Raw genomic sequence first — 18082 nt, 5'->3', positions numbered from 1 at the left:
CTGGTCGGGAAGACGGTAGATATCTTCGACGCCGAGCTGGCGCAGGCCCATCGCGCCACGATCGCAGTGGCCCGGTAAGGTCCGGACACGCAACGGGACCCCACCCCGAGATACCGGGGTGGGAGCCATTGTCCTTACAGGGTGGCTACGCGCCGGTGCCGCGGCCGGGGGCGATCACCAGCTGGGTGAGGTGCGGCTGCTGATCCGGACGCTCGAGGTCCGGATCGGCTCAGAGCGTCGTGCCGTCGGGGAGTTCCTTCTTCGCGTCGACCACGGCCCGCTTGATGACCACGGTCTCGTGGGTGACGGCGCCGGGTTCGAGGCCCCGATACGGCTTGACCAGCACGTCACGCTGGCCCAGGTACGCATAGGTGTTCCTGTCGAAGATCCACTCCTGACGGCTGACGGGGCCGGTGTGAGTGATCGCGACGCCGGGCCGGCCGGTCGCGTCGGCAGCCTTGTCCACGAGCGTGACGCCCGGGATCTTGGCAGCCGCCTTGAACAGTGCAGCGCTGATCTCCGGCGCCGCGATCTGCTCCTCCAACAGCTGGCCTATCTCCCCGAACGCCGTCCAGTCGGCCTGCGGGTCGCCCATCCTGCCCCCCTGGTAGAGGCGCTCGAGCAGGACGTCGGGGTCGGTGGGGAGCGCCTTGACGCTGTTGTAGGAGCCCCGGTCGGTGACGTCATCGGCACGCTCGAGGTCGAGGTCCTCGCCGTTCTTGTCCATGAATTCATGGCCGGGCTCATAGATGAAGCTCTTGAGGCCGTCGGGCGAGTGCCAGACCTGGCGTGAGCGCAGCGGAGTCACCACGAGCTTCTCCTTGCCGCCCGCCCTGTCGACCCGCCCGCCCCTCACCTTGCTCTCCACGTAGATGTACTGGTCCTGCCGGGGCTCCAGGGCCGGCTGCAGTGCCGCCGCGAGCGAGATGCGGTCGACCGTCGCCGACAAGCCTTTGGTGGTGCCGGGTTGCAGCTTCGCACCGGCCTTCGGCGGGCGGGTGTCCGTATCCGAGGTACCCGAGCTGTCCGGGGCAACGATCACGGCACCCGCTATCACGGCTGTGGCGGCCGGGAGCGCGATCCAGGCCGTGCGGTGCGCACGGGAGCGCGGTGCGCACGAGGCGGCCCGGTGCGCCTCGGCCCACAGGGCCTCTTCGAGCAGGTCCTGCCGGGCCTTGGGCAGGGCGGTGTCGTCCTGCCGGGGGAGCAGGAGGTCGAAGTCGCCGTGGTCGAGCGGCGCTTGGGGCCGCCGGGAGCTACGCATCATCGGTTCCACTTCTCGTTCGGCCGGTTCAGGTTCAGGTGCAGGTGGAGGTGCTCGGGCCGCCGGGCCGCCGTCTTGTCAGCGTGTTGCCGGAGCTCCTGTTCGGTGAGCTTGCGCAGGCGCTCGCGGGCCCGGAACAGCCGTGACCGTACGGTGCCGACGGCCACGCCCAGGGCCTCGGCCGCTTCCGCATAGCTCAGGCCGGACCAGACGCAGAGGGTGACGACCTCGCGCTCCGACCGGCGCAGCTTCCCCAGGGCGTTCTTCGCGGCGGTGAGCTGTTCGGCGTCCGCCATCCTGCCCACCACTTCACCCGCGATGTCAGGCACGGCTTCCTTGGCGGGCATGCGGGCCAGGGCCTTCGCGTGGCGGCGGGCGGCACGGTTGGTGTTGCGCTGGACGTTCACCGCGATGCCCATCAGCCAGGCCTTCGCGCCGTCCGGCTCCTCGGGAAGCTGGGCGCGGAGGCGCCAGGCCTCCAGGAACGTGAGCGAGACGATGTCCTCGGCGGTGGACCGGTCGCCGGTGGCGCGGATGGCGTAGCGGTGGACGATCTGGGCGTGTGAGCGGAAGAGATGGCGGAAGGAGTCCGGGTCGCCGTCCCTGATGCGGGTGTGTATTGACATCACGTCTTGATATGTCCGGTAGGAGGTACGGGTTCCCATGATGTGGGTCACACGACGGGACGGCCCCCCACCGTTCCCGGCTACCCCTTGGCAGAACCGGAGCGCCGCCACCGTCCCGAGACACGGTGGGGTGTGACGTTCCAGTCCGGCAGTCAGGTCGAGGTTCAACGGGCCCAGCGCGTCCGAGGTGAGAGCGCCCCGGCTGCGCTGTTCAGGTGGGGGCGGGGCATCCCGCCGGCTTCAGGTGAGGTCGGCGGCGGGCTCGGTCGCGTAGCGGCTCATCAAGTGGATGCCGGCCTGTGGCGTCAGCGGCCGACCGTCGGCGATCACGTTCTGGAGGTCTCGGAAGTACCGCACGTACAGGTCGGGGGTGAATGTGCTGAGCATGACGGCGGGTTGGTCGGTCAGGTCGGCGAACGTGTGGGGGACGCCGGGAGGGGCCATTACGAGCGTGCCCGTGGTGGCGTCGTAGTCCTTGTCCCCGACGGTGAACCGCGGGCATCCGGCGGACTGGCGGCTGGGCGGGCTTGCGTCCCTTGCCCGTGCCGGGCGAGGCGAGGGCTACGTATAGGTCAGGACCACGCAGCCGTCCCTGCCGTCCCTGCCATCCTTGCCCGGCGCGCCGTACCCCTTGCTGTCGAAACCACCGCCAGAACCGCCGCGGCCGCCATGGCCAGCCTGCCTGAGGCAGGAGGCAGGGACGTCACCGGGGGTGCCACCCTCGCCCCCAGTTTCCAGCCACCCGTGGTCGGAGCCGTTGCGCCCCGTGAAAGATTCGTGCGTGGGAGCCGTTCCTGCAGATGTTCTTCTTTGTGCCGGTGCCGCCTTCTGCGCCGCCATGTGCGAGGTCGGAGCGGCCGCGCTGACCGCCGCCAGCGGCCTCTGCGACGACCCGTGCGTGGTTGGGGTCGCCGGTCCTCTACGGCGATATGCTCGCCCGGCTGTGCGCCGACCATCGTGGACGGACCCATGGCAGCGGGCCCAGGGCTCCACTCCTGGTTCGCCGAGTGTGAGGCGGGCCTCACTCAGATGGCGATAGCGCGGCCCCGGTACGAAACGGTCGCCCTCAGCGAGGGCGAGAGCGCGCCCGGACGAGCGGTGATGTCTGCCCCGGACCACCGTGACCGGAAGGAGTGGCACCGGTACCGACCGGCGGGTTCCCTCCCTACACTCGCCCGCCATGAACACGCCACGAAGAACGATTCTGCGCGGCCTCGCAGCGGGTCCGTTCGTCGCCGGGGCAGGTGGTCTTCTCCTGCCCACGACAGCCCACGCGGCGGCCGCACGGCGCCGGCTCACGGTCAGCACGAAGGCCCCGGGCGGGGGAAACCTGACGTATGCCGAGGTCATCCGGCGGCTGGGCATCCGCGCCGACACCGCGGGGCAGCCCTGGGGCATCGGACGGACCTCGGTCGAAAGGATCCTCGCGGGCTCCGCACAGCGCACGGGCGTCGTGGAGCCGCTCACCTGGCCGGCCGGGCGTCCGCCCGCCGGACAGACGCCGCCGCTGCACACGGTGTTCCGCTGGCAGGACGACGACTACCGGACCAAGGACTGGCGCCCGCAGGGCATCACCACCAACTACGACTCCCTCGGCGGCAACCCCGCCAGAACCGTCCTGCTGGTCTCCTGGGACGCACACCCCGTCCGCGCGGAGGAACAGGGCACACGGGTGAGCATCGTGGACGTCCCCTCCGGCGGGGCACCCCGGTACTGGCACGTGCTCCTCGTGGAACCGGCGATGAAGGGCCGCCACCCGAGCTACCGTCCAGTCAAACTGCACGCCGGCGGCCTGGCCTGGTACCGCAATCTCCTCTACGTCACGGAATTCCACCGCGGCGCCTCGAACGGCCTTCGGGTCTTCGACCTGAACAGTCTCTTCACGGTCCGGTGGGGCAAGGGGCACGAGAACGACTTCGGCTACAGCAAGGACGGCAAGTACTACGCCCGGCAGTACGGGTACGTCCTGCCGCAGATCGCACGGTACAAGGACCCGGCCCGTGACTTCCGCTACTCCCAAATGGCCCTGGAAAGGGCCGGGGACGGCTCCGCCCCTCGCGACTCCCTCCTGGTCAGCGAGTACCGGCCGAAGGGAGACGCAAGGGCACCGCGCCTGGCCCGGTGGGAACTGGGACCGGACGGCAGGATCTCCGACCTCACGTCGCAGGAAACCTCGGACATAGCGGGCGCCTACGGTATCCAGGGCGCCGTGGGCGCCCGCGGCACGTTCTACCTCTCCAGGAGCGACGGCGCCCGGAGAAACGGCTCCCTGCAGACCTGGCGCCCCGGCGGTTCGCCCACGCCTCTGTGGCAGACCCCGCCGGGCCCGGAAGACCTCAGCTACGACCGGCGCGGCAACGTCCTGTGGTCGCTCGGCGAATACGCGGCCGGTGACCAACTGCCGGACGAGAAGCACAGGACCCCCTACTTCACCCGGCACGTCTACGCCATGCGGCTCCCGTCCTGACCGAAGGGAAATCCGAGACAACAGGAAATCCGGGATAGTGGAGCGCGCCACAGAACCGTCGACCGACATCCGCCCGGGCCCGTGGCGCGCCCGGGTACTCCCATGCTCCTCGCTACCGGGATCACTTGAGTGAGTGTTTGAATGCCCCTTGATCATTTTTGTTCTGGGGAGCATGTGCAGTTCAACTACGAGATTTCTTATGTCGACGCTGACAATCAAGAGACGCTTTGGGGGCGTTGCGTCGCGGTGGCCGGGTTGTTCCGCGAGCCGATGCCGCCGACACGCGAGGTCCTGACGCTCGTCGGCTGTGCGCCGACAGGGATGCTGGCGGCGGGGACGAGACGGCTCGGTGAGCTGTGCCTCACGGTGTCGGATGACGTGCGGCCGCTGCAGTGGTGGGGGCTGTCGAACGCAGTGGTCCTCGCGTGGCGCCCGCACGTCGCCGATGCCGCACTGGTCGACGTCGTTCTCGAAGTCGTGGTCAGTGCCCCGGACAGTGGGGTGCATGAGCTGCCGGATTCCCCACGGTTCGAGTTGACGGGCGGGTGGCCCGAGTCCTCTTACGGGACCTGCCTGAGCGTGAATGGGCTGTACGAGGAGAGGCCCGAGCCGCCGGAGATTCCGATCACGTTGGTGGGCTGTCGGTCCGAGGCGCCGATGCTGTCCGCGCTCACCGAGGGCGACGAGGAGTACCTGATTCTTCGGGCGCTCGACCGCGAGGGCCGGCCCATGGCAAGCCGCTCCTTCTACTGGAACGTCCAGCAGACGCGCCCTTCCGTCCTCGGCGGCACGCTCGTCGACATCGTCCTCGGCAACGGCGTCGACGAGCCCGTACCGCCCGCAGCCCGTGAGGCATGGGAGGACTGGTACGAGCGCGGTATGCCGAGGACCCCGGGTACGTGGGCCACGTACTCGCCGGAAGGGCGGAAGGAGTGGCTCGAGCTCGGCGCCCCGGGCCGCTTCCCGCGGTGGAATTCAGGGGAGGACAGGAAGGGCGGTACGTACCATCTCGACGGCCGGTACGTGAGGGACGAAGCAGGCCTTCACTGCGCTATGGGGGAGGCACTCATGGGGCCTGGCGGTTACTTCGGCCGGGACTGGTACTCGTTCAAGGCGTACTTGGAAGGCGGATACGGCGTCGGCCTGCCGTTCACGCTCGTCTGGCACGAGTCCGTGGTCGCGCGTGAAGCCCTGGCAGGCACGGCTAATCCCGAGAACGGGCTGTCGTATTTCGAGGAGATCGTGGACCTCATGCGCCGGTGGGGTGCGACAGTGGTACTGGGATGAAGAAGGAGGGCATGCCTACCGACTTTGTACTGCCATGGGTCGACTGCGGCGCACGACGGACGCGCCGCCTGACCGCCGCCGCTTGGTATGCATTCCCTGGTTCTTGAGAACGACGGGGCCATCTTGTTGGCTGCGTATGGCGCGAGCGTCATGCGATCGTAGATCCCCTCGTAGATCCCCTGATAGGGGGGCTTGATCGTCTCCTCATGTTGCTGCCGCTTCTACCAGGCGCGTATCTCGTGTAGCGCCCCTGGCTCGGGACCGCGAAGGCCGCTGTGAACCTTTTGGATCTGCCTCATGCCGTGGTGCTCAGGCCTGGGCCTGGCCGGCGCTCTGGTGCAGGAGGCCGTGTTCCCGTACAACGAACCATGGCCAATCGCCCGGAGCCTGACATCCTGTCGCCGCCGGAAGACTGGAGTGCTCCTGAGCGCCGTCTGTGGTCCGCCTTCCGTGACGGCAGCATGCTGGACTTGAGTGCGGGTATGGCGGCCAATGACAATCCCGTGACCGGAGCAGCGTGGGGCCCGGAGCGGCAGATCAGAGCCCATGTGATCGCGGTCCTGCTGCTCGACGGTCCGCCCGCGCGTCCTGGGAAGGTTCGTGCGCTCCATATCGCGGGTGCACGAGTGACGGGTGAGCTTGACTTGACCTCGGCGACCATCGACTGCGAGATCCACTTTGACGCCTGTTCCTTTTCCGGCGTCCTGAGCCTTCGGCACGCTACGACTCTCGCCGTTTACCTGTGCGGGTCGTTCCTGCCCGAGCTCAGTGCGGAGGCGCTCCGCTGCCCGCTCCTGGACATGCGCGACGCGGTCGTGGAGGGCAACCTATGGATCCAGGGGAGCGACATCACGATCGACCTCAACCTCGATCGTGCGAAGGTCGGCGGTTGGATCAACGGAAACCTTCTCACGATCGGGTCATGGTTCAACGGCCGCTTCGGTCTGTCCGTGGGCAAGTGGCTTGCGCTGGCCAGCGCCCGGATCAATGGTGTTGACCTGCGGCGAGCCGACATCGGCCGTGCCGGAGGAGGGGCCGGAGAAGGGGCCGGAGGGTCACTCGGCGCTTATCTGCTGACATGCGGCACGCTCTGGATGTCGGACATCCAGGTGGCACGTGGCATCGTCCTGAGCGGTGCGCGGGTCAGCGGTGAAGCGGACCTGTCGAGAGCGGTTGTGCACGGGGTGCCGTCGGGAGAGCAGGCGATTCAGCTCGATGAGGTTCAGGCGGGACGCCTTGTCATCGATATCGCGCGTGCGGATACGGAGTGCATATCGCTGCGGGGGGCTACTGTCGGCAAGCTGGTCGATCGTCCTCAAGGAGGCCCCCTGCTGGAGCTGGACGCACTCGCCTACGAGCGGCTCGAGCCCCTGCCGCCTCGCTCGACGAGCGTTCGACTCGCCTGGCTCGAGAAGTGCCTGGGTACTCAGTACCTGCCTCAGCCCTACGAGCAACTGGCAGCGGCCTATCGAGCCCTTGGCTATGACAGCGAAGCCCGCAGGGTTCTGCGTGCGAAATGCCGTCATCATCGCTCCACTCTCCCGTGGGGGACACGAGTCTGGGACTGGTTGCAGGATGTTGTCGCAGGCTACGGCTACCGTCCCGCCCTCGCTGGTGTGTGGCTCATCGTCCTCACGCTGCTCGGCACACTCGTCTTCAGTGCCAACGAGCCGCACCGCTCCGAACCGGGACGCGGCGGCCCGGCCTTCAACGCCACCTTCTACACGCTCGACCTGTTGCTTCCCATCATCGACTTCGGCCAGGAAAAGACGTTCGTGTCGGCTGGCGGGCTGCAGTGGTTCGCCTATGTCCTCATTGCTTTGGGATGGATCCTCGCCACCACGCTGGTCGCCGGCCTCACCCGCGTGCTGGGGCGCTCCTGACAGGACAAACAGAAGTAGCCAGCATCACGCTGAGCGTGGTCAGGCGCACAACAGAGCGGGGGACTACCAAACTGCGTGTGAAGCTCAATGCCTACGCCTCCATGCCGTGCACCGAAGCAACCAGCCAGACGTCCGGGCCTGAACGAGCGCACCATCAGGGAGGGATCAGCGTGCCGAAGCCGTGGCTTCCACCGTATGAGTACGTCGCCAGCCTGCCCAAGGCTGCCGTGTACGGATGCCTGTACTTCACCGACATCGCAGGCCGCCCCCTGCAGCTGCGCTCCGCGATCCATGGCGGATGGCAGTGGCCGGGTGGGGACATGGATCCCGGGGAGACTCCGTGGGAGACGGCGGTGCGGGAGTGCCGCGAGGAGACGGGCATCGTCTTCACCGGCAGCCCGCGCCTGCTTGCCACGGTGTTCATGCCCGTCGGGCAGTGGCCGGTGCCGAAGGTCGGGTTCGTCTTCGACGGCGGCGAGCTCACCGACGAGGACATCGCCCGGATCACCCTCGATCCCGATGAGCACTCCACGTTCGAAGTGCGGACCATGGACGACTGGGCAATGGCCCTGGACAAGCCGACCTGGCAGCGGCTGGTGTCCGTCCACCAAGCCCGCGCCATCGGTCAGTCCCTCTACCTGGAGATCAGGCCCGATGCCCTCGGCTGACCAGCATCATGACTGGGCCCGGTCGTTCAAAACCGGCGCAGTGACGGCCAGGTGCTGCGTGCCCAGCATCCTAGGAAGCGCGCGTGGACCCTCGGCAGGAATGGCCGAGGTCGGCGAGCCCCCACGCTGGTGCGCGGAGCACGAGACCGGCAAGACCGGGCTGGTTGGCTGGTCGCTGTTCAGCACCGCTCGCCGAATCGCCGATGGGACAGCTCGTACATCGCGGACCTGCACCAGCGCTTGTCTCCACGTCCAACATCGCCCCGGTCAACTGCGAGCGCCTCCAAGCGCCGGACGGTGGGCTTCGGAGCTGGGATGGTTTGCCCCGGACGACGGGCTCACGCTCATGGACGCTGCCCCATGAGGCACTATCTGCGGCCACCCTGCGGGCCGTGCGGACAGGCACCTGCACCTACTTCGAGCGCAATGGAAGGTGATCACGTTGGCCGCCGAGCATCCGCAGTTCCCACGGGCCGAATGGCTCGCGCGCCGCACCCGGGTCCTTGCCTCCGCCTCCTCCCTCGTCCACGACGCCGAAGGACGAATTCTGTTGCTGCACTGCTCGTGGGCGGACGAGTGGCAGTTCCCCGGCGGCGCCCAGGACGAAGGCGAGGACCTGTGGCAGACCGCGGTGCGTGAGACCACCGAGGAGACCGGTCTCACCATGCCCAGCGAGCCGCACCTGCTTGCCGTGGACTGGGGGACCCACCCGGAGGGCATCGCCGAGTTCTGGGCACTCTTCAAAGGGCCCTTGGTGAACGCCGACACGGTGGAGATCAAGCTGTCCGACGAGCACGACGAATGGCGCATGCTCACGGCGAAGCAGTGGGCCCCGCTCATCCACTCCGGCCAGGCCCGTGTCCTGGCCACCGCCCGGGACGTCCTCGCCGGCGGGCACTGCGTGTACCTGCGTAGCGGCAGTCACCTGGAGGACGTCCCAACGTCCCATGACGGAGAACATGCGGGCCACGATTGAGCCGAGTAGGTGTCCTTGATCCCTTCGGTAGATGTCTGCAGCTCATGACAGGATCGGGCTCACGGGGTGAGTGTTCGTTGTCGCCGGCCTGGCCGTCCTCGGGGGAGAGCACGGTCTCCGGCTGTGACTGAGCGCTCTGGGGTCTGAGGAACATCCGTGTCAGATCGTGCGCTAAGGGTTCGTGGGCTGTGTGGTGCTTTGACCTGGGCTGATTGAGCGTCGGAGCCTTCATGGGTCGTTGTTGTCGATCTTCGGAGAGCTGTTGTGGCGGTCGAGTTCCTGACGGATGAGCAGGCGGCCCGGTACGGGTCGTTCCACGAGGCGCCCTCGCGGGCGGAACTGGAGCGGTACTTCGTCCTGGACGACGCGGATCGGGAGGCGGTGCAGGCCAAGCGGCGGGCGCACAACCGGCTCGGGGTTCGCGGTCGAGCCGGCGAGCGTGCGGTTCCTGGGCCAGTTCATGCCGGACCTGCGGCAGGTCCCGGCGGAGGTGGCCGAGTACCTGGCCGGGCAGTTGGAGATCGAGGACGCCTCGTGCCTGAAGCTGTACGGCGAGCGGGACGGCACGGCCCGTACGCACGCCGGGGAGATCCAGGAGGCCGGAGGCTGGGCGGGACTTCGCTGCTGACCGTGCCGTCGGGTGAGCGGGTCTCGGAGCTGGACCGGCTGTGCCGGGGGCCGGTGCGGGTCTCGGGCCCGCAGATGAAGCGGCCCCTGGAGCGGGCGGAGGAGATCGCCGCGCTCGGGATGGGCGGCTTGGACGTGTCGGGGATACCGCCGCGCAGGCTGGCGGAGCTGTCGCGGTACGGGGTGGACGGCAAGGCGTCGCTGCTGCGACGGCACTGCGATGCCCGCCGGTTGGCGAGGCTGCTGGCCACTAAGGGGACGGCATGGAGGATCAGATCGGCGCCCTCGGCCTGGTCCTCCATGCCCTCGTGCTGTTCAACACTCGCTACATGAACAACGCGCTCACCCAGCTCCGCAAGGACGGCTTCGAGGTCCGCGACAAGGACGTCGCCCGGCTCTCCCCGTTCGTGCGCCACCACATCAACGTGCTCGGCCGGTACTCCTTCCAGCTCCCCGACCTGCCCGGCGGCCCCTCCGCGACAAGCACACCACCGACGAAGAGTGACAGGCCCTCGCCCGGCAGCCGGGGCTGCGGGGCGAGGATCACTCTCCCCCGGCGCGCGAGACCTTCGCCGCAGCGGACTGGGCGTGGGCGGCGAAACCACTCTGCGCGGTCCGGCTGCCCGGCTTCTTCGCGCCGGCGGGCTGCACCTGCGAGGCTGCGGCCGGGGTAATTCCCCCTGCTTAGCTGCTGGTGAAGCTTCAACGGCGTTCCGGGCGGCAGGGCTACCGTCGTGCGTGACGTGCCGGTGCGGTAGAAACGCGGGTTCAGTCCAGTTCCAGCATGCCCACCGTTTGGTCTCCGCTGGTCTCTCCGGTTGGGCGGAAGCCGAGTGCCAGATAGAAGCCCCTTGGGCCATCCGCTCCGGGATGCCAGGTGGTCGTCAGGCACTTGCCTCCTCGGCGCCGGATTTCGCTGGCTACGGATTGCACTGCGAATCGTCCGTAGCCTCGGCCTTGCTTGCCATCTGCGATGTTGAGACGCCAGAGTCCGGAACGGAAGTCGGTGCCCTTGCCGGTCCAGTCGATGTCGAAGAAGGCCATAAGGAACCCGACGACTTCGTTGTCGTCGCAGATGAGCCGAGGCCATGCGATGCCGGGATGGACGTACGCCTCGGCGAGCGACTTCACCACGGGTGCCACCAGGTGTTCCTGGTCGGGACGGACCCTCAGATTGATCGCAGTCTCGAAGTTGTCAGGGGTGATCTCTTGCAGGTGCAGCGCAATCGGCATGTCCGCACTCTAAGACCGTGTCCTACATGGTTGTTGGCCGTTGGTGCGGTCATGGGGAGTGGGCGGTGGGGCTGGATTGTTCCGTGCGGGCTGTGGCAGTTGGTGAAGCCGCTGCTGCCTGGGACGCGGGTGCGTCCGTAAGGCGGCGGGGTGGCGAACATCGATGACGAGGCGGTCTTCGCCGCGATCGTCTATGTGCTGGTGAGCGGGTGTGCGTGGCGGGCTCTGCCGCCGTGCTTCGGGGCGTCGAAGTCGACGGTGCACCGCAGGTTCCTGATCTGGTCCCGGGCCGGTGTCTGGGGCCGGCTCCACCAGAAGGTGCTCGAGCTCCTGGACGGGCAGGGCCTGGTAGACCTGTCCCGCACCGTGCTGGATGCGGCCCATGTGCGGGCGAAAAAGGGGGCAAACTTGCAGGTCCGTCGCCCGTGGACCGGGGCACGCCGGGCTCCAAGATGCACATCCTGTCCGATGCAGGCGGACTGCCCCTCCGTGTCGGCCTCTCCGCCGCCAACACCCACGACAGCCTCGCCCTGAAGCCGATGCTGTCCCATTTCCACATGGGACACGAATCCCACGCTGCAGAGTCCAAGCCGCAGCGGCTCCACGCCGACAAGGCCTACGACATCCCCCACCTGCGGAAATGGCTGTGGGGCAAGCATATTGGCGTCCGCATCGCCCACAAAGGCATCGACTCCAGCGAACGCCTCGGCCGCCGCAGCTGGGTGATCGAGCGCACTATCTCCTGGCTGCCGCTTCTCCTTCCCGTCACGCCAGTGCAGCCAGAACGGCTGCGAAGCGATCCCCGCAACACCCGGATCGAAGTCCAACAGGATCAGCCGGTTCCAGCCACGACTCGACCCCCCATGGCGTCCCGTCGATGCGGCCCACCACCAGCCTGGGAAATGCCCGAGTCCGCGCGACCAGCGGAACGTCCGTACCGAGTTGCCTCCTCCCACGCCAGCCCGTGGCCGTGGTCCAACGGGACAACTCGCTCGTGGCCTTCAGCACCGCCGAAACGGAGCGTGAACCCACCTCCGGCGGTGGCATGCTCTACTGCACCCGCAGTGCTCACCCGGTCACCTCGCCCCCAATCGAGTAAGCCGTAGTGGCGACAAGCCGAGCTTGAGCAAGATTCAGTGACAAAGAGGAAGATCGACTGTCACAGGACACTTGGGGTGCAGCCAAGGTGAGCCCAAAAGCCGCCCCGCTGTCCTGTCTCAACGGACTCAGTTGGTGGAACCGCGCTGACCTGCATGGACTGGGTTGGATGAGACGAGTGTCCGCAGCGTTTTCGTCCCGAGAGGCGTGATCGTCCCGGACGCCGGGCACGGGATCCCGGTGTCCGTGTTGAACAGCGCGGTGCCCGCGTTCGTCCGCACGGCGGAGGCGGAGGGCAGGCCGTGGCGTCGGGGCGGGTGCCGGGTCGGCCCGGAAATGAGAGAGGTTTTCTAAAAACAGTCTCCACAACGAGCGTTCGGCCGACCCATACTCGGCCCACGAAGCGGTCCGGCGTCCGACCGAACGTCCGGGTCTTTCCTTGCCTCCGGCATGCGTCGACGCGAGCGCGGCTCACAGATTCACGCCCAGGCTGATGAACAGTCCGTACCCGTAGATGGAGACCCAGTGGCAAGGAACATACGCAGACGGAGACTGGCGGCCGTGGTCGGCGCGGTGTTCGCGGCGGTGCTGGTGCTGCCCTCCCCTGCGCAGGCCCGGCCCGCCGCCGACGGCCATAGGGCCGCACAGGCCGAGCTGAACGCCTTCCAGGCGGAGACCGGTTTGGGCGCCGGGCTCTACGCCGGGGACGACACCGGTTCGTGGAACCTCACTGCCGGTACCGGCCTCGCTGGCGCCAACCGGCCCGTCCAGCCCACCGACCACTTCCGTGCCGGCAGCCAGACCAAGACGTTCACCGCGGCCGTGGTCATGCAGCTGGTCGACGAGGGGAAGGTCTCCCTCGACACCCCGATCGAGCAGTACCTGCCCGGCGTGGTCGCCGGCAACGGCTACGACGGCAACACCATCACCGTACGCCACCTCCTGCAGCACACCAGCGGCATCCCGGAAAGTCTCCTCAGCGTGCCCCAGCAATCCACGCACACGCTCGCCGACCTGGTACGCCAGGGGCTGGCCCACCCCCCGGCCGCCGCACCGGGAACCACCCTCATCTACTCCAACACGAACTACCAGATCCTCGGCATGCTCATCGAGCGCATCACGAGGGTCCAGGTGGGCGAGGCGATCACGATCCGGATCATCGGGCCGCTCGGCCTGAACCGGACCTTCTTCCCCCCGGCGGGAGTCCGCACCCTCCCCGACCCGTACGTGCGCGGCTACCGGGTCCTCCGCATCGGCCCGACCGTCTTCTGGACCGACGTCACGTCGGATTTCGAACCGTCCCTCTTCAGTAGTGCGGGGGCGATGGTCTCGACCGAGCAGGACCTCACCACCTTCTACCAGGCGCTCATCGGCGGGAAGGTCGTGTCGCAGACGAGCCTGGCCGAGATGAAGAAGATGTGGGACGTCGGCCAGGGACCGGGCACCGGCGTGGGCCTCGGCCTGGAAGCCGGCCCTCTGTCCTGCGGCGGCCTGGCCCTGGGGCACAACGGCATAGTCAACGGTTACATGTCGCTGACCGTGGTGACCGCCGACGGCCGCCATGCGTCGGTCATGACCAACTCGGGGGCCTACAACTCGCAAGCCTCCGCCATCAAGAAGATGTACAAGGTGGCCGACGCAGCGCTGTGCGAGACCCCGTAGGGCAGCGAGCAGATGGCGAAGAGCCGGCCGCGGTGAGTACAGGCCTGGGCGAACGGCCGTAAGGGCGGCTCCGCGCGTTCACCGGCGGCACGCTTCCGGGTGCACCCACCCGACCGAGCTTCCACCCGCTCCGCCTTGCACGACTAGGTCGGCTGATACAGAAGGCCGAACGACTGGGTTCGCTGAGAATCGCCTCGATTGGATGAGAGCGGTCAGGTGCCTCGTACGCCATCTGTTCGCTCACCCCTACGGGTTGTCCCGGGCCAGATGTACCGCCCCGGCACCCACGCCGCCCTACGCTCGGCCGCGACGTACACGAGCGAAGTATGGGCAAGGACACCCGTGGACCCCATCGCACCCGAACTGCTCATGGCACTCGCCTCCGGCACCGCCGGTGCCGCCGGGCAGCAGATCTGGTTCGCGCTGCGCAACCTGGTCGCACGCCGGCCGGACCCTGAGGCTGCGCCGGACGGCGCGGGCGAGCTCGTCGCGCTCGACGAGACGCCCGACAGCGTGGACCGCGCCCGGGAGCTGGCAGGGACACTGGCCGAGCGGGCCGGGCAGGATCCGGCGTTCGCCCGCGCCCTGGAGACCTGGCGGCGCGAGGCCGAGGTCCTGCCGGGGCTGCGGACCGGCACGGGCGAGGTTGGCAACGAGATCTCCGGCGGGACCTTCCAGGGCGCGGTCGTCCAGGCACGGGACATCAACGGGCCCCTGAGCTTCGGCCGTTAGGTACGGGGCGCCGCATGCCGGGGGATGAACGCGACGACGGCGTCCGGGTGCACAACGAGATCTCCGGCGGCCGGTTCCACACCGTGGTGCAGGGCCACCGGGTCGAGGTGCACTTCACGAGCCCTCGCCCCGAGGAGCAGCAGGCCCGGAGCAGAACAGGCCGGGCCCTGCCGGCGGCTGTCTGCGCCGCGCTGGGGCTGGCCTTGTTCTCCATGCCGCCACAGGCAGCGCGAGGCTTCGCCCCGCTCGGGGCCGCGCTGGCCGTCGCCGGTCTGGTGTGGTGTGCGGTCGTCCTCCTGTGGCTGCCCGAGCGGTGGCAGGGCCGTCGTGCGCCGCGCCGCGGGCCGCTGCCCGAGGAACTCGACCGGGTGGCGGAGGACCTCGCGGCGGCGCTCGCCGACGAGTACGCGCGCGACGAGCGGCAGTCCCGCGTCCACGACCCCGTGCCCATCCCCGTCCGCTGGTCGGCGGCCGACCCACGGGTGAGCGACCACGAGGCCAACATCCTGGGCGTGCCCGCGACCACCGAACCCGCACCGGCTCCGGCCCCCGACCGGGAGGGCCAATTCGAGGCCATCGGCCGCTTCTTCACCTCCCTCCCCAATGGCCGTCTGGTGATCCTGGGCGCGCCAGGCGCGGGCAAGTCGGCGCTGGCGCTGCGGCTGGCCCGCGCGCTCCTGGACGACCGGGTGCCGCTGACGGCTGTACCCGTGCTGCTGCCCCTGGCCTCCTGGAACCCCACCGAGCAGGACCCCTGGCACTGGGCGGCGCGTCGGCTGGCCGCCCTGCACCCCTCGGCGGTGCCCACCCACCACACCGCCCACGACCTCATCACCAGCGGCCGGATCCTGCCGATCCTCGACGGCCTGGACGAACTGCCCGCCCCCACCCGCGCCAGGGCTCTCGCCCGGCTGCGGCGCAGCCTGAACGCCCCGGCCCGGCTCGTGCTGACCTGCCGGAGCGAGGAGTACGAGGCCGCCGTCGCCGACGCGGCCACGGTGCTGCCGGCCGCGACGGTCGTGCAGCTGACCCCGCTCGGCACCGACGACCTGCGCGCCTATCTCCCGCGCACCACGCCACGCACCGGTCCGGCCCCGGCTGCGCCGACCAAGTGGGCGCCCGTCCTGGCCGAGCTGTCCGCCGACGCCGGGCCGCCGCAGGCCGCTGTGGTGCGCTCGGTGCTGAGCACACCCCTCATGGTGAGCCTCGCCCGCTTCGTCTACAGCGAGACCCACGCCGATCCGCGCGACCTCCTCGACGGTCGCCGCTTCCCCGACGCCGCCGCCGTCGAACGCCACCTCTTCGACGCGTTCCTCTCCGCCGCCTACGAGGACTCCGCGGGCGGCCTGTGGAGCGGCGCCCAGGCCCGCCGCTGGGCCGGGTACCTCGCCGCGCATCTGCGCCGCGGCGGTGAGCAGGACATCGCCTGGTGGCGGCTGGCGGAGGCGGTGCCCTGGTGGCTGCGCTGGCCGGGCACAGGCCTCGCGGTGGGCATCGCGGCCCTCGCCATGGGACTGACCGGCTACGACAATCCGTGGTGGCGAGAGTGGCTGCCGCTGCCCCCATGGGCGGCAGTGCTCCTGCTCGGCTCGCTCGCGGCGCTCCTCGACTGGGTGCTCTCCCCGGCCGTCGATCCGCCGCGCCGGTTGCGAGTGCCGGGGCGGGAGGAGGTACGGGGGTGGTGGCGGGCATCGCGGTGGCCGCGGTGGTGCTTGCCGGCCGCGGTGACGGCACTGGCCTTCTCCGGCGTATTCACCCAACCCAGCTGGATCGTCCTGCCCCTGGCCCTGCCCGCCCTGGCCCTGCTGCTGTCCCTGACCATCGGCCTGCTCGACCTGCTGAGCTGCCGGGCCGACCCCGCCGAGGCGCCTGAACCGGTCGCGCTGCTGCGGGCGGACCGCCGTACCGAGCTGCTGCTCGGCCCCCTCGCTCTCGTACGCCACCGGCGCCGGCGGACCGCGACCGAGGTGGTGCTCGGCTTCACCTTCCTGATGGTGATCATCTGGCAAGTGCAGACAGCGACGACGCCCACCCTCACCTGGCTGCGGACGGCTGCGCTCGTGCTGCTCGCCTGGGCGCTGTGCGCCTGGTCGGGGTCGGCCGGCGGCGGGCTGGCCCTGGCCCGCCTCTGGTTCTCCATCAGCGGCACGCTGCCCTGGCGGGTGATGACCTTCCTGGACGACGCGCACCGCCGGGGCGTGCTGCGTCAGTCCGGCGGGCTGTACCGCTTCCGCCACATCGAGCTGCGCAACCGGCTCGCGGAGGCGAACGGCGTCACCGCGGACGGCACGGCCGCCCACCCGGCCCGCGAGGAGCCGCACCTGCCCTCGTTCATCAGCGTGTACGCCGTCAGCACCTGTCTGATGTCGATGGGCCTCATGGCGTCCTCGGTGATCTCCCTGGACCACACCTCGAAGCCCGCTCCCACCGCATGCGAGCTGCTCCCCATGGAGCGGGTGCGGCAGGTGGTCGCGGACCCGGTACAGGACGACAGAGGACCGATCTGCCACTACGAGGAGAGGTCGCCCTTCCGCCCCGCGCGGACGGTGATGCTCGACCGGCACTGGGAAGCCCCCGGACAGACCGGCGAGCAGGAGTGGGACATCATGCGACGCGCCATGGACACCCCGGGCACCTCCAAACTCACGGGACTCGGGGACGAGGCCCTGCTGCGGGTGTCCCCCTCCACGGGACCGTATGGCGCGCCGGAAGCCGTGGTCGCCGTGCGGGCCGCACACATGATCGTGCATGTGACGTACAGCGAGGAATACGCCACGACCGGCAGGGCGAGCGCGGTGGCCCAGATCCTCGCCAGGTGGGCGCTGTGCGCGGGCCATGTCCCGGACGACCGGATCGGTGCCGCCGGGCCCACCCTGGCTGACGTCCCTCCGGCCAAGGTGCCGCGGCAGACACGCACCGACGGCTACCAGCGTCCCGAGCAGTCGCTATACGGCGCAGTCTGGGGTGCCGACGAGCACTCCGTGATCCAGACACACCCCAAGCTGAGCATTCCCGTGCGGATGCCACCGGACGCCCTCGGGTGCTGGCCACAGGCCGGGTTCGGCGTCTTCCGTTGCCGCAGCGAGTCCCTGGTCGTCGACATCATGGACCGCCCCGCCGCCCTGCCGCCCGACCTCGGCCCCAGGCCCGGCCCGTCGTACGCCGTCCGGAATCCCGGGAACGGCCGCTACGAGATCTCGATCCGCGTGACGCACACCCCGGCGGGCCTCCCCGCGCGCGACATCCGGGTGCGTGTCGAGGCCAACGCCGGGCAGGCCGACGTGGCGCAGAAGATCGTCAACAGCGTCTACACCCAGACGCTGCCGCGCGGCTGATCCGCCGAGAGACGAGCCGCGACCGGGCATGTTTCTGAAGCCGTCGATCCACCCGCTGCCGTAGGCTACGGCCGCCCAGACCCGCCTCTTCCTCGCCCCGGCCAGCTCGCCCGTGACGCCCCGCTTGGCGGCTTCTCGGCGGTCATGCGGGTGCGATCGACATCGGGCGGCCACTGCAGCCGCAATTACGGTTCAGCCTTCAGCGCTTCACAGCTGTCGGCGAG

General features: G+C 69.2%; 11 protein-coding genes and 4 pseudogenes. 11 read left to right on the top strand and 4 right to left on the bottom strand.

The window, feature by feature from the left end:
* Nucleotides 1–229: 229 nt before the first annotated feature.
* The 3 genes and pseudogenes from ACIGXW_RS13295 to ACIGXW_RS13285 form a co-directional block, all read right to left on the bottom strand.
* On the bottom strand, nucleotides 230–1267 hold the full coding sequence (locus ACIGXW_RS13295) for a CU044_5270 family protein (RefSeq protein WP_399572782.1): 1038 nt from the start codon (nucleotides 1265–1267) through the stop codon (nucleotides 230–232).
* The gene (locus ACIGXW_RS13290; RefSeq protein ID WP_399572780.1) at nucleotides 1264–1890 is read right to left on the bottom strand and encodes an RNA polymerase sigma factor; all 627 of its coding nucleotides are present in this window, start codon (nucleotides 1888–1890) and stop codon (nucleotides 1264–1266) included. Before ACIGXW_RS13290 ends, ACIGXW_RS13295 begins: the two co-directional genes overlap by 4 nt.
* Before the next feature lie 240 nt (nucleotides 1891–2130).
* A pseudogene (locus ACIGXW_RS13285) lies at nucleotides 2131–2397 on the bottom strand (cupin domain-containing protein); the annotation flags it as partial.
* A 673-nt stretch (nucleotides 2398–3070) separates the two neighbouring features.
* On the opposite strand from ACIGXW_RS13285, the gene ACIGXW_RS13280 reads away from it, so the two are divergent.
* From ACIGXW_RS13280 to ACIGXW_RS13250, 7 genes and pseudogenes are all read left to right on the top strand, one after another.
* A complete protein-coding gene (locus ACIGXW_RS13280) occupies nucleotides 3071–4357 on the top strand; it encodes a hypothetical protein (protein ID WP_399572778.1) in 1287 nt (428 codons plus the stop codon).
* Nucleotides 4358–4531: 174 nt separating this feature from the next.
* A complete protein-coding gene (locus ACIGXW_RS13275) occupies nucleotides 4532–5644 on the top strand; it encodes a hypothetical protein (protein WP_399572776.1) in 1113 nt (370 codons plus the stop codon).
* Between the two features lie 368 nt (nucleotides 5645–6012).
* The gene (locus tag ACIGXW_RS13270; protein WP_399572774.1) at nucleotides 6013–7527 is read left to right on the top strand and encodes an oxidoreductase; all 1515 of its coding nucleotides are present in this window, start codon (nucleotides 6013–6015) and stop codon (nucleotides 7525–7527) included.
* 170 nt (nucleotides 7528–7697) lie between these two features.
* Entirely contained in the window at nucleotides 7698–8195 is a 498-nt protein-coding gene (locus tag ACIGXW_RS13265; protein WP_399572772.1) for an NUDIX domain-containing protein, read from the top strand.
* A 442-nt stretch (nucleotides 8196–8637) separates the two neighbouring features.
* Nucleotides 8638–9171: an NUDIX domain-containing protein gene (locus ACIGXW_RS13260; protein WP_399572770.1), complete on the top strand. Its 534-nt coding sequence runs from the start codon at nucleotides 8638–8640 to the stop codon at nucleotides 9169–9171.
* 264 nt (nucleotides 9172–9435) lie between these two features.
* Nucleotides 9436–10050: pseudogene (locus ACIGXW_RS13255) on the top strand (DUF4158 domain-containing protein); the annotation flags it as partial.
* A 5-nt stretch (nucleotides 10051–10055) separates the two neighbouring features.
* Nucleotides 10056–10303 (top strand): annotated as a pseudogene (locus tag ACIGXW_RS13250) (Tn3 family transposase); the annotation flags it as partial.
* A gap of 263 nt (nucleotides 10304–10566) precedes the next feature.
* Here the strand turns inward: ACIGXW_RS13250 and ACIGXW_RS13245 are convergent.
* Nucleotides 10567–11031, bottom strand: coding sequence for a GNAT family N-acetyltransferase (locus ACIGXW_RS13245; RefSeq protein ID WP_399572768.1), 465 nt, complete (start codon nucleotides 11029–11031; stop codon nucleotides 10567–10569).
* Nucleotides 11032–11082: 51 nt separating this feature from the next.
* Between ACIGXW_RS13245 and ACIGXW_RS13240 the strand changes: the two are divergent.
* The 4 genes and pseudogenes from ACIGXW_RS13240 to ACIGXW_RS13225 form a co-directional block, all read left to right on the top strand.
* Nucleotides 11083–11840: pseudogene (locus ACIGXW_RS13240) on the top strand (IS5 family transposase); the annotation flags it as partial.
* A gap of 814 nt (nucleotides 11841–12654) precedes the next feature.
* The gene (locus ACIGXW_RS13235; RefSeq protein WP_399572766.1) at nucleotides 12655–13791 is read left to right on the top strand and encodes a serine hydrolase domain-containing protein; all 1137 of its coding nucleotides are present in this window, start codon (nucleotides 12655–12657) and stop codon (nucleotides 13789–13791) included.
* A 342-nt stretch (nucleotides 13792–14133) separates the two neighbouring features.
* Nucleotides 14134–14523, top strand: coding sequence for a hypothetical protein (locus ACIGXW_RS13230; RefSeq protein WP_399572764.1), 390 nt, complete (start codon nucleotides 14134–14136; stop codon nucleotides 14521–14523).
* Nucleotides 14524–14537: 14 nt separating this feature from the next.
* A complete protein-coding gene (locus ACIGXW_RS13225; RefSeq protein ID WP_399572762.1) occupies nucleotides 14538–17858 on the top strand; it encodes an NACHT domain-containing protein in 3321 nt (1106 codons plus the stop codon).
* Nucleotides 17859–18082: the final 224 nt, after the last annotated feature.

The organism is Streptomyces sp. NPDC053079 (assembly GCF_044546695.1).
GTDB lineage: Bacteria > Actinomycetota > Actinomycetes > Streptomycetales > Streptomycetaceae > Streptomyces.
Note: the sequence above shows the minus strand (reverse complement) of the source record. Positions and strands in the feature narration are given on the sequence as shown.

Excerpts from the sequence above, each read along its gene's own strand:
- ACIGXW_RS13270 (WP_399572774.1), top strand. The coding sequence starts at position 6,013 with ATGGCCAATCGCCCGGAGCCTGACATCCTGTCGCCGCCGGAAGACTGG.
- ACIGXW_RS13290 (WP_399572780.1), bottom strand. The coding sequence starts at position 1,890 with ATGTCAATACACACCCGCATCAGGGACGGCGACCCGGACTCCTTCCGC.
- ACIGXW_RS13280 (WP_399572778.1), top strand. The coding sequence starts at position 3,071 with ATGAACACGCCACGAAGAACGATTCTGCGCGGCCTCGCAGCGGGTCCG.
- ACIGXW_RS13225 (WP_399572762.1), top strand. The coding sequence starts at position 14,538 with ATGCCGGGGGATGAACGCGACGACGGCGTCCGGGTGCACAACGAGATC.
- ACIGXW_RS13295 (WP_399572782.1), bottom strand. The coding sequence starts at position 1,267 with ATGATGCGTAGCTCCCGGCGGCCCCAAGCGCCGCTCGACCACGGCGAC.
- ACIGXW_RS13245 (WP_399572768.1), bottom strand. The coding sequence starts at position 11,031 with ATGCCGATTGCGCTGCACCTGCAAGAGATCACCCCTGACAACTTCGAG.